Raw genomic sequence first — 23,726 nt, forward strand, 5'->3', positions numbered from 1 at the left:
AATTAAACATTAACGGAATTTTAATAAATTTTAAAATTAAAATCAATTTACATCAAATAGAAAAATTTAATTAAAAAAATTAACCATAAATAAATTTAATTAAGTAAAATTTACAGTAAAATATTTTAGAATTTTGATAAAAATGAAGAAAAAAATGATATATTTTCTTAAACTTTATATAAAAAAAGCACTTTAAAAGCCGGAAACCCCTTATTTTAAGATAGTCTGTTAAAATTAAAATTAAAAAACAGTTAATACACCATATCCATAATTAGATTAAAGCTAATAAATTCACCCATCCTATTCACTGTATTTTTTTAACCGTTTTGTCATTTAATTTAAAAATAATTCAACTGTAAAAACGATAGAATCTGATACCGTTTTTAACATCTGTAAAAAGGAAAGCACCCCACAAATATGGGATGCTTTATATTTTACATTCAAAATAGTTTTCCTATTGATAACTGTAATATCGGGCTCCAATCAAAACCGGATTTTCAGCTTCAATAGAAACAAGGCCAAAGCCTTTATATTGATTGTTCACAGATTCCTTCAGCTGTTTTCTGTGAAGTTTCTCATAGGTATTGAAGTCAACAGCAGTTCTTTGGTTTAAGTTTTCAAATAAATTCCATTTCTCCACTATTTTTTTCCAGTTTCCAGAAACTTTCCCAGCAAACACCTTTGATTTTGAACCGCTTCCATATCCTACAAATCCTATTTCTTCTCCTGAAAGTTCTTCATTTTCGTTAAAAGATGTTTGTAATGCAGAAAGAAATGCCATAAAAACAGAAGCTGTATACATATTCCCTATCTCAGAAGAAGCTCTCTGGGTCTTTTCTATCTTATCTTTGATTAATTTCAGATAGTTTTCAGATTTTGCAACCGCCTTCTGTTCATCTGCAGTTTCATAGGAAAGATTATTTTCAAGACTATAAATTTCCGTAAACACTCTTTTTCCATGGAAAGCATATGGAAGATGGAAAATAATATACTTCCAGTTTTCATAAGGTTTTTCCTGTCTGGTTATTTCTTTATAATGATAATAAGCTTCTTTTATTCTATCCTGATAACACTGGTTAGAATATTGTCCGTCAAAAACAGGTTCATCGGTAAAAATTTCAATTTTCTCAGGATAGTTTTCCGGAGCATCCTTCAGATCTTCTTTAAGATATGATCTTCTGGGTTTAAAAAAATCAAAAACACTTTCTGAAGCAACACCCCAGTTATTCTCGATTTCAAGAAGATCTGGTTTTGATGAAACCAAAAGAGATACAGCTCCTCCTCCCTGTGTATATTCTCCTGAAGAAGCTAATTCATATTTCGCATAGTCACTGGCAATCACTACTGCTTTTTTATCGGGATTCACTCTTACAAAATCCAAAGCGTTATGTAGCGCATCTACTGCTCCTACACAAGCAAAAGTCATATCAAGTACATCACAGTTTTTGAAGCATCTTGTTCCAAATTCATCTTCCAATACTTTTTCAACCATCTGTACAGCATAAGAAGCCGTAGGTTTTGCCGCATCTACAGCACTTTCTGTTCCCAGATATACTCTTGCTATTTCCTTTGGGTTGATATCATAATCTTTTATAAGCTTCAGTAATGCTTCTGCCGCAAAAGTGGCAGCGTCTTCGTGAACATCAGCAAGTCCCATTTTATGAAGACCTAAACCTTTTTCCAATTTTGCCGGTTCTATCCCTCTTTTTTCTGCTAAATCCTTAATCTCCAAATATAAACCAGGCACATAATAGCCCGCTGCTTCAATTCCAAAACTCATAATTGTCTAAATTTTAAACGAATTTATGAAAGATAATGCAAAAAACGATGGTTAAAAGTGCTGATTTTTACAGCATCATTAAAAATCAATATATGCTAAAATATAATCCTGCAATGTGGTGATAAAAAGAAAGCCGGCAAATTTGCCGGCTCTGTCTATTTATTTATAATTTTCAATTGCTTTATTGATAACATCAATCTGCTTGTTGATACTTGCAGCATTTTGTGGATTCTGTTTCAGCAGTTCCATTTTTTTGCTCAAGCCGTCTTTCAGTATCTGAACCATCATCATTTTAGCCTGTGGATTGTCACCCATCTGATTTTTGGCATACCCTGCTATTTTTGTGATGCTTTCTGTTGCTTTCAGGTTATCAGAAGTCATAATCCAGTTGAAACCATCTTCTGCTGCTTTTCCTAATTCCGGATTCTGGAATTTAATAAATGGATAAAAAGCGGCAAGAGGAGCAATGTTTTCTATCTGGGATGTGATCTTATTCTTTACAATAATCGGGAGTAGCTGTGCCTGCAGAGCATCTGAAGCTCCTTTCATGTCAATTTTATCTGCCAGGTTATTGGCTCTTGACGGATCAATGGAAAGAAGTGCACCCATTGAGCTCCCTCGCACTGCATTGGAAACAGCACTTACTCCTTTTTCAAATAATGGAAGGTATTTTTTATCTTTTGTCTTTCCTAAAGCGGCAATAGCAGCAGCCTGAGTTAATGTCTTAGGGTCATTGGATGCCAGTTTCTCAACTTCAGCGCCCAGAGTCTTCATTTGTTCAGGGTTGGTAAGATCTATTAAATCTAAAGCTTTTATTCTTACTCTGAAGAAAGGATCTTTTAATGCAGCAGCCAATAATTTTATTGCAGCAGGGCTTTTTCCTTCCTGTTCTTTGATTCCGCTTAAAGCCAGATATCTGCTTTTGAATTCCTTAGAATTGGTAAACTGCATCAGATTCTGTTCCGGGGTTTTGGTATCCGTGATCTCTGCCAATAAAACACCATCCGCATTGATATTGACCAGATCCGGTGCCTTAGAAACATCAAAACTGAAGATATTTTTTGCATTCGCATTTACCCAGACATTGTATCTTTTGGGTTTACCATTGTCATAGACATCTATAGCCAGAGGAAATTCAAATGGTTTTTCCTGAGTTTGATTAATGATTACTGTCACCTGTTTTTTCACAGGTTCAAATGTAAACGAGGAATTTACTTTCGGGGTTCCACTTCCGAAATACCATTGATTAAAGAACCAATTTAAGTCTTTACCGGATACTTTCTCAAAAGACAATCTTAGTTGGTGTGCTTCTGCATTCTGATATTCGTTGGTTTTCAGATAATCGTTCATTCCGGCAAAGAAAGCATCGTCTCCGAGGTAGTTTCTCAGCATATTTAAAATTCCGCCTCCTTTCTGATAGGTTACCAGGTCAAAAACATCTTCTCGGGATTCATAATTAAATCTCACCAGATTTTTATTAAAATCGGATGGATTGTGAATATACTGATTCACGTCTGTCATCAGATGGTAATCTGCCTGGTCTTTTCCATATTTATATTCATTCCAAAGGTATTCGGAATAGTTGGCAAAAGATTCGTTAACGGTAAGATTGCTCCAGCTTTCTGCTGTTACCAGATCTCCAAACCAATGATGAAACAATTCGTGAGCTATGGTATCTTCCCATGTATTTTCATCAATAAGCTGTCCTGGTTTCTGAAGGATATCACTTCCGTGAAGGGTTGCAGTGGTATTTTCCATTGCCCCACTTACATAATCTCTTCCTGAGATCTGAGCATATTTTGCCCATGGATAATCGTAGTTCAGTTTTTTGGAGAAAAAGTCAATCATTTCCGGAGTATTTCCGTAAATCTGCTTAGCATAAGGTTCATATTCTTTTTCAATATAATAGTCAACCGGAATATTTTTCCATTTGTCTTTCACAATGGCATATTCTCCCACGCCCATAAAGAAAAGATAAGTAGAGTGCCTCTTATCCATCACCCAATGATCGGTTCTAAGGCCATTGGATTCTTTTTGGGATTCTTTCAGAAGACCGTTGGAAAGAGTTACATATTTATCAGGAACCGTCATATAGATTTCCTGTGTTGTCTTTTGATTGGGTTTATCAATGGTAGGAAACCATGCAGAGGAAGATTCTGTTTCTCCCTGTGTCCAGATTTGTGTCGGCTTATCCGATTCTGTTCCCTGAGGGTTGATGAAATACAGTCCTTTCGCGTCATTGATTGCCATACTTCCCTGCTGCTTCACTTCGTTCGGGCGGGAGGTATATTTGATATACACTGTATAATCCTGATTTTTTTGGTATGTTTTATCCAGACTAATTTTCAGGATATCATTTTTGTAATCGTATTTTAAAGGCGTTTTTTTACCGTTATTATCAAGAGCCACTTCATGAATCAGCATTCCTTTTGCATCAAGTGTCAGTTCATTGGTAGCATAAAAATAAGGTGAGGCAGTAAGCCATTCTTCCCCATTCATCTGTTCTTTCTGATAATCGAAATTTACTTTCAGCTTTGTGTGTTTAAGTTCTGTTACTTTGGTTGGGGTAGCTCTGTATACTTTATCCCTTCCTGAAGTTTCAGTTTGTGCCGATACATTTGCGGAAAATAAAATCCCGAGTATAGCAATTGACAAAATGGCCTTTCTCATTGGTCTGCTTTATTATTTTTTAGAATTATTTCTTAATGATTATATCGAAAATATCATTGACTAAGGTTTCATAATCACCCGTTTTAAGCTGTTCTTTAGTTTTTGCAAAGGCTTTTTTAAGTTCGCTTTCAGGATTTTCGTCATCTACTATTTCTGCTGAAGCTACACCTTTTAACTGAAGTACTGCATTTTTCAGGGCTTCAATGTCTGCATTTTCTTCGATATTGATTTTTAAATACTTCATGATTTATTTTTAAGCGTTTGAAATTAGTCTACAATCATACCACCTATCTCCTTTCAAAGATTGAATAACAGAGTTGTTCTTTCAAATTTAAGAAACAATTATTAAAAGACAGCTTGATTAAGTTTTTATATCAGGATAATTTATGGTACTCATTATTTTGCAAGAACCATTTTTCCGTTTTTGTAAAGAAATGTTGCATTACACTCTTTTTTATCAATGATATTATCTACGTGAATTTTCAGAGGATCAATGCCATTCATTTTGCATAGCTGAGCACTTTCCCATCTTTTATAGAAAATAGGTTCTCTGAGTGTAAAATTCGGATTGGATTTAAGTTCATCAAAAACGCCATATTCCAGACAGATTTCTCCGCTTTCAATATTATTTTCTTTGAGTGCTGTTTTCAATTTGCTGAACAATGCATTATTAAACTTTGCCGCATAAATCCATGAATCTTTTACACTGATATTAGTAATCACAAGAAAAAAGGTGATCATTGACAGAAATATACTGATTGTTTTCTGTTTTAATTTTAGTTTTATTGAAAGCCAAATAACACCTGAAATAATAAAAAGGGTATAAAAAAGTCTTATCGCGCCCAGATTTCTGTTCTCAAACCCGAAAAGTGTAGGAACATAGGATGAGAAAAGGAAAATACTCAACCCCAACAGCATAGCAACTAAAGAAAGAATACTCAGTTTTTTGAAAGCTTCTGATTTACTTCTAAAATCATAATTATAGAATATTTTATAGACTGTAAGGGGAATAATGACCGACATGATTAACCCTAAAACATCCATTTTTCTTAAATGCAGCACTCCTTTATATATTGCAACGAAGAAATCATAAAAAAACATTTTAAAGGCAAGAACAATGACAAACAGTACTCTTTTAACCTCCAATACTTTGCTTACCTCATCTCTTTGATAGTAATGCACAAATATAGCAGGCTGAATTACCTTCCTGAAAAGAAAAACAGCTCCTAATGTAAGAATTGCAAAAAGCAGCCGCTTTTTATTTTCTTTAATAAGAAACAGGTTCAGAAGTACAAGAGGGAGAAAAATTTCGTAACTCAGTACGGAAGCTATAAAGCAAACAGAACTGAGAACAATATTTTTTCGGATATAAACAAAATAAATGCTCAATGCAAAGAAAATAGTGGCCAGATTTGAATTGAGCATCATTGTAGAAAATTGAATGCTCGTTCCTATCAAAGAAACAGAATACAGCAGAGTAATTAAACTGGCAAGTTCTTTTGAAAAGATCTTACGGGCAACCCAGTATATTACCATTAATGAGAGTGGAAAAAAAAGGAGTCCGAGAAAATAAACAGATTCATTATTCCTTGCTAAAAAACATACTGTTGCCGTTATAAATACTGATACCGGGCGGGCACCCATTGTTTGGGAATCCAGATAAGTATGTACAAAAGACAGATAGGACCCCGAAATGGTTTTTAACCCATAAGCGCTGGCTAAATCATCTGTCAATAGTGTTCTTTCTTTAAAAACAGACAGGACTATATAGAGAATATAAACAACAATCAGGAGATTCAATAATATCTGATAATTATTGCTGCTTTTTTCTTTCATAAGTGTTTCAGTTACTTTGGTTATTTAACTACGCCAAAAGTAATAGAAATATCAGAATAAAAAAAATATTAGAAAAAATACTAGATAGCTACAGGAGCTTTAATCCCTGGATGTGGATCGTAATTCTCTAATGTAAAATCCTCAAAATTAAATCCAAAGATATCTTTAACTTCGGGATTCAGCTTCATTGTAGGAAGTGATCTAGGTTCTCTCTCAAGCTGTCTGTTTACCTGTTCAAAATGATTATTGTAAATATGAACATCCCCAAAACTGTGAACATAATCTCCAACTTCCAGATCGCAAACCTGTGCCACCATCATCAATAGTAAAGCATAACTTGCAATGTTGAATGGCACTCCAAGGAAAACATCAGCACTTCTCTGATATAACTGTAAGGATAATTTACCATCTGCTACATAAAACTGAAATAAGGCATGGCAAGGAGCTAAAGCCATATTAGGAATTTCCGCAACATTCCATGCTGACACAATCAGTCTTCTGGAATCTGGGTTCTTCTTAATCTGATCAATTACTTCTGTAATCTGATCTACTACTTTTCCGTCTGCACCATTCCAACTTCTCCATTGTGCTCCGTAAACCGGTCCAAGATCTCCATTTTCATTCGCCCATTCATCCCAGATGCTTACTCCGTTATCTTTAAGGTATTTGATGTTGGTATCTCCTTTCAAAAACCAAAGCAACTCGTAAATAATAGATTTCAAATGCACTTTTTTTGTAGTTACCATAGGAAATCCTTTAGACAGGTCATACCTCAGCTGATATCCGAACACACTTCTTGTGCCAGTGCCTGTTCTATCGGTTTTATCAGTTCCGTTGTCTAAAATATGCTGTAAAAGGTCTAGGTAATTCTGCATTTCTGAAAATTTAATTAATATGCTATTTGATAAATTATAATAAGTGTCAAAGTTAATAAAAAAACAGCTGTGAAATTATTTCCACAACTGTTTAATATTATTTTTTCATCTGTTAATCCCAAAGGATCTGTTAAAAATCAATAATTAATTTTTAATAATCTTCTGGGTATTTTTCTCTTTACCATTATCCAATGACAAGATATATACTCCTTTAAGTAATGATTCTACATTAATGGTCTGAGATTTTGTCTCTCCCGAAAGCACCACTTTTCCAAGGGCGTCAGCAAGCTGGTACTTAAACTCTGAACGGGAAGAAGATTTGATCTTAATGATATCGTTTACCGGATTCGGATAAATACTGATCGCATTATTATCCCCTAAAGATTCACCAACCAATGAAGCAATAGAACCTGGGGCAGCAACTCTCAATGTATAATCTTCAACCTGCCCATAGCTAAACGTTTCGCATGGTGAAGTAGGTAACGAACTGTATTTCAACACAACTCTCATTCTTGTATTTCCTGTAACTGTTGTAGCAGGGATTGTTATATTCCCAGAAACAGGAGTGGTAGTATTTGCAGCTTTTGACCAAGCCAGTTCTCCAGCATCTGTAAAGTCTCCATCTCCATTAAAGTCAACATAAACAGCATATGCTTCACTATATTTTATTGATGACCAATATGGAGTTATTGCAATGGAATAAGTATTTCCTTTTACTACATCACCAATAACAGAAGTAAAGTTCTCATATCCGGCTGTACCTGTTGAAGTGTTATTGATATTTGCAAATGTCACATTGCTTATGCGTTCGTCTGCTGTGGAATTAGCTGAAGATGGGCAATAATTTGTTGTACTCCCGCCAGATTGAGTAGTCACATTCACTGCATTACTTGCCGGGGAAATATTTCCGGCAGCATCTTTTGCTTTTACTGTAAAATTATATGAAGTAGCTGGTGATAATCCTGTTACGGAATAAGTTGCAGCAGAAGTAGAACCTAAAAGGCTTAATCCTTGGTATACATCATATCCCGTTACTCCTACATTATCCGTGGCTCCACTCCATGATAATACCGTAGAGTTTTGGGTTGTAGAAGACGCTGCTAGCTGAGGCGCAGTAGGTGCCTGGGTGTCTGTACCTGTGCCCCCTCCGTTGTACGCCTGACCTAAACCTACAGCATAAAAAGCATTTTGCGTAGATATATGTTCTGGTGAGCCTGTACCATAAAGATCTATTGCCGACTGAATGCCATAAGTCATAGCATTATTATAAGTAGAATTAGCTGTAAGGTAAGAGGTTTCTAATCTATATACAATCTTGGCTGCTTTTTCAAATCCTATCCCGGTAACATTGAAACTATTTCCGATATCATTTGTTCCGGAACCTCCCATTACCAAACGATAAAACCAATGGTTCAGTACACCACTATTTGTATGAACACCACAAGCATCATTGTATCCAGGTAGATCAGAGTTTCCTTGAGGAGTACAAGTATTGCTTGCATCTTTCCAATAAGTCCCTTTATAAGTGTCTGGTTGTTTAGTCAATCCTGAATTTGGGTTGCTCATAGACCTTAAATAATAAGGTGAGACTTTGGTAATATCTTCTCCAATTAAAAAATTCTGTTTTTCTGGTGCGTAGGTATTTTCAACCACAGTCCCCCAAATATCGGATAGCCCCTCATTGATAGCTCCGGATTCTCTTTGGTACAACAACCCGGCTTCTGCCCCGCATACCGCATGTCCTAGTTCATGGGCAGTAACGTCAAATGCTGTTAACGGCTTAAAACGGGTTGCCCCATCACCATATATCATTTCACTTCCAGTCCAGCCTGCATTTTCATAGCCGGTACCTACATGTACATAACTATTAAGCACAGCACCCTGATCATCATAGCTATTTCTATTAAATGTACTTTTAAAATAGTCATATGTCTTTTCTACTCCCCAATGAGCATCCAATGCTGCGTCATTACTACCCGTGGAGTGTTCTGCAGTAGTCCAGTTATTATCAGCATCCGTAAAGTTTGTATTTACAAGAGAGTTTCCATTATTACCATTATTATATGTATTAATTCCCCCTCCTCTTGTATTATCTTTTAATACATACTTGCCATTCACAAGGGTAGTTTCAATAGATCTTGTACCACTGTATCTTGTCTGGGCATTTCCTGTAACAAGAAATGATGTGGAACTCTGTTGTGGGTTATTTTCTGGCCCGATAATAGCAAGGCTTTTTAATTCTTTTCCATGGGTATTCTCTCCCGCATGCTTCATAATAGGATCATTAAGCAATATGGCGCCTGATTTTGCATCTACATAAATATTAGACCTTAAGAAAGGTTCTGCAGAAAAAATATCAAACTTATATGATAATAAAAGCCTGTATTTACCATCGGAAGCTCTAACAGGAAGTAAAACAAGTTCACCTTTCGGCTGATAACCTATATCTTTCCCATGTTCAGTGGCAGACATTAAGACTTTTGCACCCATATATTTAATAGCGGTATTAAGTGCCGTGGATTCCGAAACATCTGCTTTTGTATTTACATCACTAGTATCATACATCTCGCCATTCATGCTTACCAGACTGCCTTTTATATAATGCAACATATAATTAGCAGATTCAACTTTAATCCCATTATGGTAAAGTTGGTATTTCTCATCAGAAAAATCACTGAACAATTTTGCGGATTTGATCTTGATCATCCTAGATCCAGCTGGAAGGTCTAAAATTTCTGAGAAAAACTTTTCACTGTCAGACAAAGCTAAATCTTTAGCAGCTGTTCCTGGGCTGAACACAATTAATGATGACCTGCCGTCATCACTATTAATTTTTCGCTCAACATATCTTTGAGCCTGTAAAGAAATACCACTTAGCAAAAGCGGAACAAAAATTGCAAAAATTAATTTGTTTTTCATAATAAATTATATTTAGGTGATTAACAATCCAAATATAACAAACAAACCAATCTAACAATCATAAATGATAAAATATCTTTGTCAAATAATCAATAAAACAACAAATAAACATACAAAAAATCAATCAAAACAATATTAAACAATAAAAAATATAATAAAATGCAATTAAAATAAAAGATACAATACAATAAAAAATGAAAATACGTTTATATTTTTTATTAAAAATTAAATATTAATCAATAAAAAAATTATCTAAACTTTCATTCTATTTACCTTTTTAATTGAATATATGATCATATTTTTAGAAAAAAAATAACAGAAAAAATATATTACATGACATTAATTATACCGTAATCTTACCAAATATATTTAATAACGTGATGAATATTATTAATTATAAACTTCTCTTCATTTTTTTTACCCAACATTTTTTTTACCAAAGGAGATTCTGCAGAAACAGTCATTATTTTCTGATTCTGAAAAGTAATTTCTCCCATGGAAACCGCAACATAAAACAATCCTTTATCAGTCTTTACCAACGCACCATTCTGAACTTTTTCTGCAGGCTCAGACGTTATTTTCTGCAAAACAGCCTGCTGATTCAATACTTCGTTCAACTGTCTCTGAAGATTATTGATTTCCTGCTGAAGCATTTCTCTTCCGGTTTCATACTTATCACCCATTGAGCTTTTCGTATCGTTATTGGAAGCTCTTGTTTCTGCGATAAGGTTTTCAAAATACTGGATTTTGTCGGCTGCTTTGTTTTTAATGATGTTGATTATCTCCTGTTTGTTCATTGCAATGGTCATTTTTTTATTTGGGGCAGATAAACCACCCCGTCAAAATCATAGATTTTGACACCCCTCCAACGGAGGGGAATTGAGTACCTTTAAAGACTAGTTATTAAGATTTTACAGTTTCGGCAAGAATTTCAAAGGCTTTACTGCTTATTTTTCAAATACGGCATAATCAGAAACCTTGAAACTGAAGTCTTTTCCATTACTGAAATCTCTTTTTGTTTTATCAAAAACATTTCTGAATGTTCCTGATACCTGTTCGTCTTCAATGGAAAAACTGACAGGTTCTTTTGACATATTCAGCACTACTAATACCTCGTTTTTTCCATTTTTCCTTACATAGGCCAGAATTTTGTCATTTGCTGTAGTATTCAGTAAATAAGTGGTTACATTAGAATCACCACCTCTTAAAGCAGGATTAAAAGCTTTTAAATCCAATAATGTTTTATAGAAATCGGCCAGCTGATAAGTATTAGTCCACTTGATGACATCTTTCTCGAAAAACTCCAGTCTTTTCATATTCGGAAGCTCCTGCCCTGAGTATAATAGCGGAACACCGTTCCATGTAGCAGAAAACACAGCCATAGGTTTTGTGATGACTCCGTATTTTTCATACTCGGTCCCATTCCAGGAATTTTCATCATGATTGGCTGTAAACCATGCTCTCATAGAAGTATCTCCGATATTGGAATACTGTCTCAGAAGATCTTTTAGTTCCTGAAGAGGTTCATTTTTTTTGTAATAGTCAGCAGTCTTATGCATCCATTTCCATGAATAGCTTGCATCAAAAACTTTTCCGTACTCCGGGCTTTCTAATTCATCGAATTCTCCCAGCCAGAAAAGAGGTTTCACTTTTTCTACTTCGGGACGTGCCTGCTGCCAGAAATCTACTTCTACCCACGAAGCAAGGTCACATCGGAAACCATCAATATTGGTTTCTTTCACCCAGAATTTCATAGCATCTATCATGGCCAGGCGCATTTCCTGGTTTTTATAATCCAACTCAATAATATCGTCCATTCCGGAAGCAATATGGAATTTACCATCGGGATCTTTTAGATAAAATTCGGGATGAGTTTTCGTCCATACATGATCCCATCCTGTATGGTTGGCCACCCAGTCTATGATTACTTTGAATCCTAATCTGTGTGCCTCATTCACCATATCTTTAAAATCCTGCAGCGTTCCGAATTCGGGGTTAATGGAAGTATAATCTGCTGCTGCATAAGGACTGCCCATGCTTCCTTTTTTATTCTGCTGGGCAATTGGAGTAATGGGCATAAACCAAAGTGTTTTTACTCCCATAGATTTCAGGCGGGGCATTTCTTTTGCAAATGCTTTGAAAGTTCCTTCCTGAGTATATTGTCTTATGTTTACTTCGTAGATATTCGTGTTATGTTTCCAATCTTTTGGCAGTTCTGTCATCTTTTGTGTATTTTTTCGGGTGGTACAGGAAACAATTCCCAGACCAATTACAGCTATTAAAATTAATTTTTTCATCAATCTATTTTTAGCAAAAGTAAGGAATGTTTTTTGGGTGGAAAGGAGAAATGGCAAAATCAGCTTATTTGTAAATTATCTTTTTTACTATTTTACTTTTTGCCATAAAAAAGCCCCGGATCAAAATCCAGGGCCATATATTGTGTTGACTATCTTTCGTCATCATTGTCATCTTCATCATCAAAGACATCGTCATTGTAGTCTTCTTCTTCCTCATCATCGAAGCTGTCATCATCTTCATCTGAGAAATTTCCTCCTGCTCCAAAATCGTCATCAAAACCAAACTCGTCATCGGCCAAAGGCATTGCTGATTTCTTTTTAGATCCTCCGGCACTTCCGTTTTTGCTAGGTGCTTTCAATGGAACGTTTCCAAATCTGTATACTGTGATAGGATAATTAACTCCTTTTGTCTCTTCAATTACTTCTACAAGCTCACAGAAGAATTCCCAAAGATCAAGAAGTCCGTACTGGAACTGTGCTTTGTCGCCTACATTTGCAAAAGCTTCATCAATGTAAACATCTGACATAATCTCACCATCACCATCATCACTCATATCTTCTAATGGGACACTTTTTACGATTGTTCCGTCATCTTCTAACAGATTAAAAGTAGAAAGCTCATCTCCCTGCAGACTGAATGCACTTTTAATTCCTAAATGTAAGTTCCATAACGTTTGTTTTCCCTTAACTTCGATATCTCGGAAAATATCCTCTTTCGCATCTAATATTACGCGGATTTTGTAAACCATATCAGTTTCTTAAATTACTTTTTTGCCTTTATAATTATGATAAATCTCTGTTGCAAATATATAATAAATGACATGTGACAAAAAAATATTTCAGGATTTTTTAAAATATTTTTTTTTCTTACATTTTGCAGGAATTATTTACTTTTTTCAAGCATAAAACTGAACTTTGTGCCTTCAAGGTAGACACTTTCTACGGTAATATTTTCGTTATGTGCTTCAAGGATGTGTTTTACGATCGCCAATCCAAGCCCGGAACCCCCTTCTCTTCGGCTTCTGCTGGTTTCTACACGATAAAATCTTTCGAAGATTCTTGGAAGAATTTCAGATTTGATTCCCATTCCGTTGTCTATAACTTCTATCAGCACCTTATTTTTCAGGACACTGGTTTTCACGATTACTTTTGCTTCCTGTCTGTTGGCATAATGAATCGCATTAGAAATAAGATTAATAAAAACCTGGGAAATCTTTTGTTTATCAGCCTCCACAAAGATTTGTGGATGAAGGGTCTGAATTTGTAATGTTGTATTTCTTTTTTCAGCTTCAAGATCAAGAAGATCAAAAATTTCCTTGATCAGAAGGTTGACATCAAATTTTGAAACGGTAAGATTAATTTCACCGGCTTCCAGCCTGTTGATCATATCCAGATCTTTCACGATAGCAATCAGTCTTTCTACTGATATGTCTATTCTTTCCAGATATTTATCTCTGATGGTGAGATTATCTACTCCACCGTCTCTTAAAGTTTCTACATATCCCTGGATAGAAAACAGAGGGGTTTTCAGCTCATGGGAAACATTTCCGATGTATTCTTTACGGTAGCTTTCCATCTCCTTCATCATATCAATTTCTGATACCTGCTGCTGATTGAGATCTGAAAATCTTTCTCCTAATTCTTTAATGGTGATATTTTCGTCATGATTCTGCACTATTTCCTGTGGAAGAAAGCCGGAAAGACCTTTTACCTGTTTTCTGCTGTAGTAATTGAAAAGGAGTTCCAATACCACACAGTTGATCATAAAGATCAGGACAATACAGATGAAAAGACCCGTTTTAAACAAAGGGGTCTCATAATAGATATCTTTCAGTGAATCGAATACGACTACTAAAAGGAACATTACCAGTGTCAGCAGACAGGAGGCAACGAGGGTAAGTCTGTAAAATTTCAATTTTACAACGTTTTAATGATTGAACGTAAAGTTAAGGTTTTTAGCGAATTAAACGATCAGTTTGTACCCAATCCCTTTTAATGTCTGAATCGTATTGATTCCTAATTTTTCTCTAAGCCTTCTAATGTGAACATCTATGGTTCTCTCCCCTACAATCACATCATTACCCCAAACTTTTTCCAGAATTTCTTCTCTCTTGAAAACCTTTTCAGTATTGGAAGCCAAAAGGTAAAGCAAATCAAATTCTTTTTTGGGAAGAAGAAATTGCTGTCCGCTTTTGGAAACTCTGAAATTATCTTTATCGATAACAAGGTCTCCGATTTCGATTAGTTTAGCATTGTCAGATACCTGAGAGGTAAGCTGTAATAATGCATTTACTTTAGAGATAAGGATTTTTGGTTTAATCAGTTTTACGACGTAATCATTGGCACCCGCCTGAAAACCGGCTAACTGAGAAAACTCTTCGCTTCTTGCAGAAAGGAACACAATAAGTGTTTTTTGAAGTTCTTTCACTTTACGAAGTTCCTGACAGGTTTCTATACCATCTTTCTCAGGCATCATGACATCTAATAAGATAAGATCCGGAACAATCTCCTTTGCTTTTTCTATACCTTCGTTACCATTGGTAGCTGTATAGATATCATACCCTTCCTTTTCCAAATTGTAAGACAGAATCTCTAAAATGTCCAGTTCATCGTCTATTAAAAGAATTTTTTTGCTCATCTTCTAGTTTAAGAATTCCCACAAAATTAATTATTTCAATTGATTTTATCTATCCGTCAAATGTTAACTAATTATTAAAAAACCATATTTTGACTTAAAATTACAAAATCAATAAAAAAACTAACAAATAAGTACACACAAACCAAATATAAGGAATAATATTTAAAATTAAAACAAAAATTACAATTATATAAATAAAACATCGATAACTATAAAATCTACCCATCCGTTAATACAAACTTCACAATTAATTAAGATTATCCTAAAGTTTTCCTAAAAACTTAGCCTTTATTTTGCCCTTGAAAAAGAAGTAAAAGAAGTAAAATGAAAAAACAACTCCACAAGAGCATTATGCTACTTGCCTTGTTTTCTGCTGGCTATGCTTTTGCACAAAGCCAAATTTTGGAAGGTAGGGTATTGGATGAGAAAGATAATACTCCTATAGAAGGAGTAAAAGTAAAAGTAAATGGACAGGAGGTAACTACTGACATTTCCGGATACTACTCTATCAACCTTTCCCCTGGTACCAATTACATTGTAACGGTAAGCTCCAATGGGTATAACAGAAAAGAGATCAGCGAGGTTATCATTAAAAATGAAGGTAATACTCATCTTGATATCGTTCTGGATAAGCCCTCTACTAAAGAAAAAGAAATTGAGGGAGTTGTCATAAAATCTAACGCAAGAAAAGAAACCATAGCCTCTACCATCGGTTTACAAAAGAACGCTGGTGTAGTTTCTCAGGTTATTGGTGTAGAAGCTATTAAAAGAAGTCCGGATAGAAACACGGGTGAAGTTCTGAAAAGAGTTTCCGGGGTGAGTTTATCTGAAGGAAAATATATCGTAGTAAGAGGTTTGTCAGACCGTTACAACCAGGCGATGTTAAATGGTATTCAATTATCCAGTACGGAACCAGACAGAAAGACTTTCTCTTTTGACCTTTTCCCCGCTAACGTTATCGAAACGCTTGTTATCAACAAAACCTTCATTCCTGAATATACCGGAGAATGGGGAGGAGCTTTGATTCAAGTAAATACTAAAGATATTCCTAATAAGAATTTCTTCAATGTACAAGTGGGTGTAGGAGGAAATACAGCTACTATGGGACAGGAATTCCATATGCAGAAAGGAGGAAAATGGGACTTTTTAGGAATTGATGACGGTTACAGAAAGCTTCCTACCAATATGCCTGCAAAAAATGCGTTCAGTATTTTGACTGAATCTCAGAAAACAGAGATTGGTAAGGGATATACAAAGAACCTTGGATACAACAGTATCGGCTATCCTGAAAATATCAGTTTACAGTTAGACGGAGGATTTAATACCAAAGTATTTGGAAAAGATTTAGGGGTAATTGCAGTTTTAAACTACAGTAACAACAAAAGAAGAACTGAGTCTACCAACCGTTTCTTTACCATTAACGACCAGCTTGCTGATACCAACTTCGATTATTTTACAGAAAAATACAGCAATGATATTATTTTAGGAGGAATGTTGAACTTAGCTTTAAAGCTGAACAGCAACAATAAAATTTCCCTAAAGAATATTATCACGAATAATACGGTGAACCACATGTCCTTCAGAACTGGTAAGGACTTTGAATTTGATCCGATCAACGGAACCAATATCATGGCAAGGGAAATAGGATTTAAAGAAACTACTTTCTATAACTCTACTCTTACTGGTAACCACAAAATTGATGTTCTTGGCGGACTTACCGTAAACTGGTACGGAAGTTTCGGGATCCTGGATCAGTATATCCCTTTGCTTCAGCGTTTGCAGTATAACCAATACACAAACATGACAGGAAGCCCTTATCTAGCATTGATTTCTAATGGTCTTTCTCAAAAATCAGGAAGTGTATTCTACTCTACTTTAAGTGATTATCTATATAATGCCGGAGGTGACGTATCCAAGACATTTACGATGTTTGGTCAAAAGCAAACCATCAAGGGAGGTTATTTATTCCAGGTAAAAGACAGAATATACAACTCAAGACCATTCTCTGTAAGACTTGAAAAATTCAATCAGGGATTACTTTCTCAACCTTTTGAAACTATTTTCAATCCTGAGAATTTCGGTGGTAATGGAGGATTTACATTTGATGAAATTGCAGGAAACCAGTACAGATATATTGCCAATACGATCCTTAACGCAGGATATTTACAGTTTGACAATAACTTTACACCATGGTTAAGAGCAGTTTGGGGATTAAGAGTTGAAAACTTTGACCAATTGGTAGGAAGCACAAAGAAAAGTGACGATCGTTTTGTGAATACGCGTGTTACAGACTTTTTACCAGCTGTTAACTTGACATTCAAGGTAAATCCTAAAATGAATATCCGTGTTGCAGGTTCACAAACCGTAGTAAGACCAGAATTTAGAGAGGTTTCTCCTTTAGCATATTATGATTTTGACCTTGGAGCTACGGTAATTGGTAATAAATCTATTGAAAGAACTAAAATCACGAGTGCTGACGTTCGTTGGGAATATTACCCAAGAAACGGAGAAATCATATCCGTAGCAGGTTTCTATAAAAACTTTAAAAAACCTATCGAATTATACTTCAACCAGTCTGGGGTAGGAACCAGTAATACCTTCAACTACCTTAACGTAGATAAAGCTGATGCTTACGGGGTAGAATTTGAAGTAAGAAAAAAACTGGATTTTGTAAGTGCTCTTAAAAACTTTACGCTGGGTGGAAACGTAGCTTTAATTAAAAACAAAGTAACAGACGAAGCTACTAAGATTGACAGACCAATGCAGGGACAATCTCCATACACGGTCAACGTAAGCCTTCAGTATGATACTGAAAAATCTGGATGGTCTTCTACCGTATTATTCAACATGATTGGAAGAAGAATCCTTTATGTAGGAAACGATCAGGTACCACCAATCTGGGAAGCACCAAGACCTCTTTTAGACTTCCAGGTTGCTAAAAAGATTTGGAGCAACAAAGGAGAGATCAAGCTGAATGTTTCAGATATCCTGAACCGTCGTGCTAAATTCTACCATGACCTGAACGACAACGGTAAGTATGACAGCAAAGATGCTCTTGCTATTGAAAGACTTTCAGGAACCAATATCAGTTTAACACTGGGATACAATTTTTAATTCACTCAACAAATAATCTAATAAATAATTTAATTCTTTATAACATGAAAAAGTTCGTTTTATATTCTTTAATGCTTGGCGCTCTAGTATCAACTACCGCATGTAGAAATATAGAAGAAGATGGACCTACCATTATTCAAAATGGAGGTAACGGAAACGGAGATACTGAAAACCTTATTCTTTCAGGAAAGATCACTTCCAGCCTTACGCTTAAAGCCAATAAAATCTATAAGCTAAGAGGACTAGTATATGTAACTAACGGAGCTACTTTAACTATCGAGCCAGGTACAAAGATTGTAGGTGAAGCTGATAAAAACGGAGCTTTGATCATTACAAAAGGAAGTAAAATCATGGCAGAAGGTACTGCTGCCAATCCTATTATCTTCACTTCTGAAAAACCAAGTCCTAAAAGAGGAGACTGGGCAGGTGTAGTAATCTTAGGAAATGCTCCTACTAACGCTTCTTTCGGTGGAGCAAACGGAGTTGGAGAGATTGAAGGAGGGATCAACAACTCTGAAAGTCTTGGACTTTACGGTGGAAACAATGCTGCTGACAACAGTGGTGTATTAAAATATGTAAGAATAGAATATGCCGGATATGCATTCTTACCAGATAAAGAGATTAACGGACTTACATTCGGTGGTGTAGGTAACGGAACTACAGTAGATTATGTAGAAGTTGCTTATGCTAATGATGACAGTTTTGAATGGTTCGGAGGAACGGTAAACTGTTCTCACCTTATTTCTTATAAAGGTCTTGATGACGATTTCGATACGGATAACGGTTTCTCAGGAAATGTACAGTTTGGTATTGCAGTAAGAGATTCTCAGGTAGCAGACGTTTCAGGTTCTAACGCTTTTGAATCTGATAATGATGCTAACGGTTCTACTTTAACGCCTCAGACTTCAGCTACATTCTCTAACATGACGATCATCGGGCCAATCAACTCTGCGGCTCCTGGATCTATCAACGCATTATTCCAGAATGCATTACAGATCAGAAGAAACTCTTCTATCTCTGTATTCAACTCTGTATTCACAGGATTCCCTGTAGGTTTATTCATTGATGCTACGAAAGGAGCTCCAACGGATAACAATATTGTAGGTAACAAGTTATTCTTTGAAAACAACGTTTTAGCAGGAAATACAACTCCTTTAAAATTCGGACCATCTACATCTACTCCGACAACGTATACATTAAACGACCTTACAACTTGGTTTAATGCTAAAGGAAATACAATCCTTGCTTCTACTGCCGATGTAAAACTTGCTGGTGCTTGGGCTCCTGCAGGAACTACACCAAACTTCACTCCTTCTGCAGGTTCTCCATTATTAACTGGAGGAGCATTTACTAATCCTAAATTAGCTACTTGGTTTACTCAGGTAACTTACAAAGGTGCTGTAAAGGATGCCAACGATACTTGGTATGCAGGATGGACCAACTTCAACTTATAATATAGTAATAGTACTTAGATTTAATTTCAAATAGAAGGCCTTCGGAAATATTTTCCGAGGGCTTTTTTATGGTTATGATCAATTATTAGGACTTTCCGCCGGAATCAATATTAAGAGGTGTTCATATTGTAAAACAGAAAAGGGGAATATGAACAGTAATTTTTTGGGTTGAACACTGATTGTTCTTTTATAAGTTTTGGCTAAAGCCGGACGAATGGTTCTTCTATTTAATAAATGGGCTAAAGAGCCCATTCCTATTGATAGAGAAAAGACCCGAAACTTCACCATTCATAATTTATAATTTATAATTCAAAAAAAATGCCACCAGAAAAGCTTCCGATGGCGATTACAAAAAACAAGTGTATAAAAAAATATATACTTCAAATTAATTTCTCCAAAATAAGTTCCCGTCATTCATCAGGGCTTTTATTTCAGACATTCTGGAAACGGCTTCTGCTGAACATGATGCGTCTGTAAGAACAATAGCAGCTTCATCTCCGGCTTTAGGCCATTGCTGCTTTCCTTTTTCATCCAGAGGAAGAATACTTTGAGTAGCAAACTGCAAAGCTCTTGAAAGCGCATATTCTGTAGCATAACCATACAGTTCTGCAATCAGATTAGCTTTCTGCAGCATGCTTCCGGATCCGAAAGTACTCCAGTAATCCTGCACATTATCATTTCCTATCAAAACATTCACTCCATATTCTTTCAGGGCTGGTATTGGCATCACCGTTCCTTTGAAAGGTACAGAAGAAGCGATTCCTACTTTTCCTGCAGCCAGCCTTTCTGCAATCTGTTCAGTTTCTTTGGGTGAAAGATGAGCTAAAGCAAATGCATGGCTTACAAATGTTTTTCCCTGAAGTTCAGGATTTTCGATTGCTTTGTCAATCAGATAATTGATGGTTTTCATTCCGGACTCTCCTACTTCATGCAGGTGGATATCAATCCCTTTATTGTGATCCAGAGCCAGTTGAACTGTAAAGTCCATTACTTTCTCAATGCTTCCATCAATACTCAATGGATCCAATCCACCGATGAAGCCAACACTTTTCATTTGAGCGGCTTCTTTCATCAGGGGAGCCGACTCCGTATAATAAACTCCATGCTGCGGAAAGGCCACCAGTTCGGCTTTAAAAGAATCTTTCTTATTTTCAAGAGCCTGTTCAAGATGCTCCAATGATTTTAATCCTGATGTAGGATCAATATTGAAATGGGTTCTCGCAAAATGAGTTCCGTAATGCTGCTGAAGGCTGATCAGCTGTTCAGCTCTGCTTACTGAAGTTTTCAATAATTCCGGGATGATTTCCTGTTCATAAGCAATCATATCTTTCACTGTTCTTCTTTTCGGAGAAAGTGCCTGCCATGGGAGACCATATAATGTTTTATCCAGATGGATGTGCATATCCCTGAAAGCCGGAAGCATCAGATATCCTTTAGCATCTATTGCTTTGGAAGCTGGATCATTTGCTTTGACTGTTTTTATTTTTCCGTCTTCAATTTCAATACTGAAAAGATCAGTTTTTGTTCCGATAACTTCTTCATTTTCATATTCAAAACCTGTTTCCAGGCGGACATTTTTAAGGGAATATGTTCCTTTTGCAGTTAATTGATAGGGAAATTGCATGTTTTAAAATTTAACAATACAAAATTAACCCCTGTTGAAGGGAAAACCGGTGTATCAATTATGTCTTGTTTTGTACAGATTATTCTTTGAACTGGGAAGGTGTCATTCCTGTCTGTGCTTTAAAGAATTTTGAAAAGCTGGCATGGTCATAGAAACCGAGATCATATACGATATCTTTCACAGACATTTCGGAAACTTTTAAAAGTCTTTTGGATTCCAGTAAAATACGATCCTGAATAAGGGATGAAGCCGAGGTATTGAGATTTTTTTTGCAGACAATATTCAGATAATTGGCAGAAATATTCAGTTTATCTGCATAAAAAGAAACGGATCTTTCTGTTTTAAAATGTTCGTCTATGAAATGCAGGAATTTCGAAATAATAGGATTCGAATTATAGACTTCAAAGTCTTTGAAAGCGCCTTCTACAGATTTACTCACCAACAAACCGATCAGTTCACTTCTTTTCTGAATCAGTTCCCAAAATACTTTTTCTCCACTCAGCTCTTTTCTGATTTCCTGAAATTCATGCCGAAAAGTTTCAAAAACTTCTTTGGAAAGATTGATCACCGGATGATTTTGGTAATATGATGCGGAAAATCTCAATGACGGCAGAAAACTTTCAAACCAATCTCTGCTGATCATCAACTGATAGCCGATGGTTTCTTTTTCAATCACCCATTGGTGCACCTGATCCGGAAAAACAAGGTGAATCTGATAGTCTGTTACCTGATATTCTGTAAAATCTATGGTATGTGAGCCAGTTCCCTGCTCAAAAAGATTGACGATAAAAAAATCATGCTTGTGGGGATCATCAATGGAGCGTGCTCCGGAAAGATCATTGAACAGCAGATTACAGCCTTTCAGCTGATTTTCACTAAATTCCTGAATTCCTAAAATGGGAAAATGATCTGTATGGTAAGCCACTCTGCCTGATTTTCTCCTAAAATTACTAAAATTTGTAAGAGAAAAACTAAAATAACCACAAAAGGAACAAAAGTTTTATCTCAACCACTCTATCTTCTGCTTCTATCTGCATTCTGTGGCTGTCTCCAAAAATCTTAATAAATTCTCAGGCTTTCCCCCGTAAAACTTTTACACCCTTTGCGGTTACAAAAAACACAACTAAAATATATAAATTTATTTATCGCTTTGTATGTTGGATTAAAAGACTATGTTTCCATCGTGTACCAATGATTCCACCTCTGAAATTCTTGACACCGCTTCTGCAGAGCAACTTGCGTTAATCAATACAAAATCTGCTTTATCTCCGGATTTTGGCCATTGCCGGATTCCTTTATCATCCAATGGCAACACATTTCCTGTTGCCAGTTTTAAACTTCTTGACAATAAAAACTCTGTGGAATATCCGTACAATTGAGCCATTAAATTGGCTTTCTGAAGTACACTTCCCGTTCCGAAAGTATTCCAGTGATCCACAATGCTGTCATTCCCGGTAAGAACAGTTACATTATGCTTGTAAAGCGTTGGTATAGGCATAATCAGTCTGCCGAAAGGGATTGTGGAGACAATTCCGATCTGTGCTTCACCCAATTTCTCAGCGATTTCTTCCTGTTTGGCGGCTTCTAATTTTCCAAGGACAAAACAGTGGCTTAGGTAAGTTTTTCCTTTAAGCGCAGTGTTTTCATTTACTTTTTTAATCAGATATTCAACCGTTTTCAATCCGGAATCTCCGGTTTCATGCAGGTGGATATCTATTCCTTTTTTATTATCCAAAGCAAGCTGAACAGTAAAATCTACCACTTTTTCAATATCTCCATCGATGTTGAATGGGTCTACTCCTCCGATAAAATCAATATCCATCTTTGCCGCTTCTTTCAGATAAGGCACAGAATCTGTATAAAACACTCCATGCTGTGGAAAGGCAACCAATTCCGCTCCAAAGCTTTTCTTTTTATTTTCTAAAGCTTTCTGCAGGTTTTTTAATGACTGAAGTTTTGAAGTGGGTTCAATATTCACGTGGCTTCTAGCATAAGAAGTTCCTTTCGATTGCAATAGCTCGATCAGCTTTTCTGCTTTAAAGGTTGAATTTTTCAGCATCTCAGGAAGCATTTTCTGCTCCAGTTCTATCATTCCTTTGATACCTCCGGTTCTTTTTCGGACAGCCTGCCACTGATCTCCATAAAAGGTTTTATCAAGGTGAATATGCATATCTTTAAATGCAGGAAGCATCAGCAGACCTTTTGCATCCACAGCTTTAGCATTGGGTTGATTAGGAGCAATCTTTGTAATTTTTCCGTTTTCAACTTCCACGTAAAACAGATCAGTTTTGGTGGAGACTACTTCCCCATCCTGGTATTCAAACCCTGTTTCAAGGCGAACATTTTTAAGGCTCATTTTTCCCTTTACTGAAGTACTATTTTCATCACAGAAAGGTGATGCATTCATCATATTAGGTATTAAAGTGAGTCCCGCTACAGCCAAAACTGAATGCCGGATAAAATCTTTGCGGGAGATACCATTGCCTGAGGTCTTCATTTCCAATCTATTTAATACAAAA

Annotated in this window: 16 protein-coding genes; 2 read left to right on the top strand and 14 right to left on the bottom strand. The window is 35.9% G+C overall.

What is annotated here, in order from left to right; all coding sequences use genetic code 11:
* Positions 1-454: 454 nt before the first annotated feature.
* The 11 genes from CQ046_RS07905 to CQ046_RS07955 form a co-directional block, all read right to left on the bottom strand.
* The gene (locus CQ046_RS07905) at positions 455-1,780 is read right to left on the bottom strand and encodes a hydroxymethylglutaryl-CoA synthase family protein (RefSeq protein ID WP_105701736.1); all 1,326 of its coding nucleotides are present in this window, start codon (positions 1,778-1,780) and stop codon (positions 455-457) included.
* Positions 1,781-1,939: 159 nt separating this feature from the next.
* Positions 1,940-4,450 carry a M1 family metallopeptidase gene (locus tag CQ046_RS07910; RefSeq protein WP_105701737.1) on the bottom strand — a complete coding sequence of 837 codons (2,511 nt, stop codon included), beginning with the start codon at positions 4,448-4,450 and terminating at the stop codon, positions 1,940-1,942.
* Between the two features lie 25 nt (positions 4,451-4,475).
* Positions 4,476-4,694 (bottom strand): hypothetical protein, encoded by a 219-nt coding sequence (locus CQ046_RS07915; protein WP_062674294.1) that lies wholly within the window; start codon positions 4,692-4,694, stop codon positions 4,476-4,478.
* Between the two features lie 152 nt (positions 4,695-4,846).
* Positions 4,847-6,286 carry a hypothetical protein gene (locus tag CQ046_RS07920; protein ID WP_105701738.1) on the bottom strand — a complete coding sequence of 480 codons (1,440 nt, stop codon included), beginning with the start codon at positions 6,284-6,286 and terminating at the stop codon, positions 4,847-4,849.
* A gap of 80 nt (positions 6,287-6,366) precedes the next feature.
* Positions 6,367-7,161 (bottom strand): thymidylate synthase, encoded by a 795-nt coding sequence (locus CQ046_RS07925; RefSeq protein WP_105701739.1) that lies wholly within the window; start codon positions 7,159-7,161, stop codon positions 6,367-6,369.
* Positions 7,162-7,305: 144 nt separating this feature from the next.
* Entirely contained in the window at positions 7,306-10,080 is a 2,775-nt protein-coding gene (locus CQ046_RS07930) for a M4 family metallopeptidase (protein ID WP_105701740.1), read from the bottom strand.
* Between the two features lie 356 nt (positions 10,081-10,436).
* On the bottom strand, positions 10,437-10,877 hold the full coding sequence (locus CQ046_RS07935; RefSeq protein WP_105701805.1) for a hypothetical protein: 441 nt from the start codon (positions 10,875-10,877) through the stop codon (positions 10,437-10,439).
* Positions 10,878-11,027: 150 nt separating this feature from the next.
* Positions 11,028-12,377, bottom strand: a complete 1,350-nt coding sequence (locus tag CQ046_RS07940) for an alpha-amylase family glycosyl hydrolase (RefSeq protein ID WP_105701741.1) — start codon at positions 12,375-12,377, stop codon at positions 11,028-11,030.
* Between the two features lie 149 nt (positions 12,378-12,526).
* Positions 12,527-13,126: an IS1096 element passenger TnpR family protein gene (locus CQ046_RS07945; RefSeq protein WP_105701742.1), complete on the bottom strand. Its 600-nt coding sequence runs from the start codon at positions 13,124-13,126 to the stop codon at positions 12,527-12,529.
* Positions 13,127-13,260: 134 nt separating this feature from the next.
* Complete coding sequence (locus CQ046_RS07950) at positions 13,261-14,292, bottom strand: sensor histidine kinase (protein ID WP_105701743.1); 1,032 nt, start codon at positions 14,290-14,292, stop codon at positions 13,261-13,263.
* A 48-nt stretch (positions 14,293-14,340) separates the two neighbouring features.
* Positions 14,341-15,015, bottom strand: a complete 675-nt coding sequence (locus CQ046_RS07955) for a response regulator (protein WP_076596113.1) — start codon at positions 15,013-15,015, stop codon at positions 14,341-14,343.
* 324 nt (positions 15,016-15,339) lie between these two features.
* Between CQ046_RS07955 and CQ046_RS07960 the strand changes: the two genes are divergently transcribed.
* Together CQ046_RS07960 and CQ046_RS07965 are read left to right on the top strand one after the other, a co-directional pair.
* A complete protein-coding gene (locus tag CQ046_RS07960) occupies positions 15,340-18,129 on the top strand; it encodes a TonB-dependent receptor domain-containing protein (protein WP_105701744.1) in 2,790 nt (929 codons plus the stop codon).
* Between the two features lie 44 nt (positions 18,130-18,173).
* On the top strand, positions 18,174-19,583 hold the full coding sequence (locus CQ046_RS07965) for a hypothetical protein (RefSeq protein ID WP_105701745.1): 1,410 nt from the start codon (positions 18,174-18,176) through the stop codon (positions 19,581-19,583).
* Positions 19,584-19,968: 385 nt separating this feature from the next.
* On the opposite strand, the gene CQ046_RS07970 is transcribed toward CQ046_RS07965, so the two are convergent.
* The 3 genes from CQ046_RS07970 to CQ046_RS07980 all read right to left on the bottom strand — a co-directional run bounded on the left by CQ046_RS07970 (position 19,969) and on the right by CQ046_RS07980 (position 23,704).
* Positions 19,969-21,207 carry an amidohydrolase gene (locus tag CQ046_RS07970; RefSeq protein ID WP_105701746.1) on the bottom strand — a complete coding sequence of 413 codons (1,239 nt, stop codon included), beginning with the start codon at positions 21,205-21,207 and terminating at the stop codon, positions 19,969-19,971.
* A 79-nt stretch (positions 21,208-21,286) separates the two neighbouring features.
* The gene (locus tag CQ046_RS07975) at positions 21,287-22,132 is read right to left on the bottom strand and encodes a helix-turn-helix domain-containing protein (protein ID WP_105701747.1); all 846 of its coding nucleotides are present in this window, start codon (positions 22,130-22,132) and stop codon (positions 21,287-21,289) included.
* A 237-nt stretch (positions 22,133-22,369) separates the two neighbouring features.
* Positions 22,370-23,704, bottom strand: coding sequence for an amidohydrolase (locus CQ046_RS07980; protein ID WP_105701748.1), 1,335 nt, complete (start codon positions 23,702-23,704; stop codon positions 22,370-22,372).
* Between the last annotated feature and the right edge of the window lie 22 nt (positions 23,705-23,726).

Source organism: Chryseobacterium sp. MYb7 (genome assembly GCF_002979455.1).
Classification (GTDB): domain Bacteria; phylum Bacteroidota; class Bacteroidia; order Flavobacteriales; family Weeksellaceae; genus Chryseobacterium.

Coding starts and splice junctions, on each gene's coding strand:
- CQ046_RS07905 (WP_105701736.1), bottom strand. CDS start 1,780: ATGAGTTTTGGAATTGAAGCAGCGGGCTATTATGTGCCTGGTTTATAT.
- CQ046_RS07980 (WP_105701748.1), bottom strand. CDS start 23,704: ATGAAGACCTCAGGCAATGGTATCTCCCGCAAAGATTTTATCCGGCAT.
- CQ046_RS07915 (WP_062674294.1), bottom strand. CDS start 4,694: ATGAAGTATTTAAAAATCAATATCGAAGAAAATGCAGACATTGAAGCC.
- CQ046_RS07920 (WP_105701738.1), bottom strand. CDS start 6,286: ATGAAAGAAAAAAGCAGCAATAATTATCAGATATTATTGAATCTCCTG.
- CQ046_RS07910 (WP_105701737.1), bottom strand. CDS start 4,450: ATGAGAAAGGCCATTTTGTCAATTGCTATACTCGGGATTTTATTTTCC.
- CQ046_RS07925 (WP_105701739.1), bottom strand. CDS start 7,161: ATGCAGAATTACCTAGACCTTTTACAGCATATTTTAGACAACGGAACT.
- CQ046_RS07955 (WP_076596113.1), bottom strand. CDS start 15,015: ATGAGCAAAAAAATTCTTTTAATAGACGATGAACTGGACATTTTAGAG.
- CQ046_RS07945 (WP_105701742.1), bottom strand. CDS start 13,126: ATGGTTTACAAAATCCGCGTAATATTAGATGCGAAAGAGGATATTTTC.
- CQ046_RS07935 (WP_105701805.1), bottom strand. CDS start 10,877: ATGAACAAACAGGAGATAATCAACATCATTAAAAACAAAGCAGCCGAC.
- CQ046_RS07940 (WP_105701741.1), bottom strand. CDS start 12,377: ATGAAAAAATTAATTTTAATAGCTGTAATTGGTCTGGGAATTGTTTCC.
- CQ046_RS07930 (WP_105701740.1), bottom strand. CDS start 10,080: ATGAAAAACAAATTAATTTTTGCAATTTTTGTTCCGCTTTTGCTAAGT.
- CQ046_RS07970 (WP_105701746.1), bottom strand. CDS start 21,207: ATGCAATTTCCCTATCAATTAACTGCAAAAGGAACATATTCCCTTAAA.
- CQ046_RS07965 (WP_105701745.1), top strand. CDS start 18,174: ATGAAAAAGTTCGTTTTATATTCTTTAATGCTTGGCGCTCTAGTATCA.
- CQ046_RS07960 (WP_105701744.1), top strand. CDS start 15,340: ATGAAAAAACAACTCCACAAGAGCATTATGCTACTTGCCTTGTTTTCT.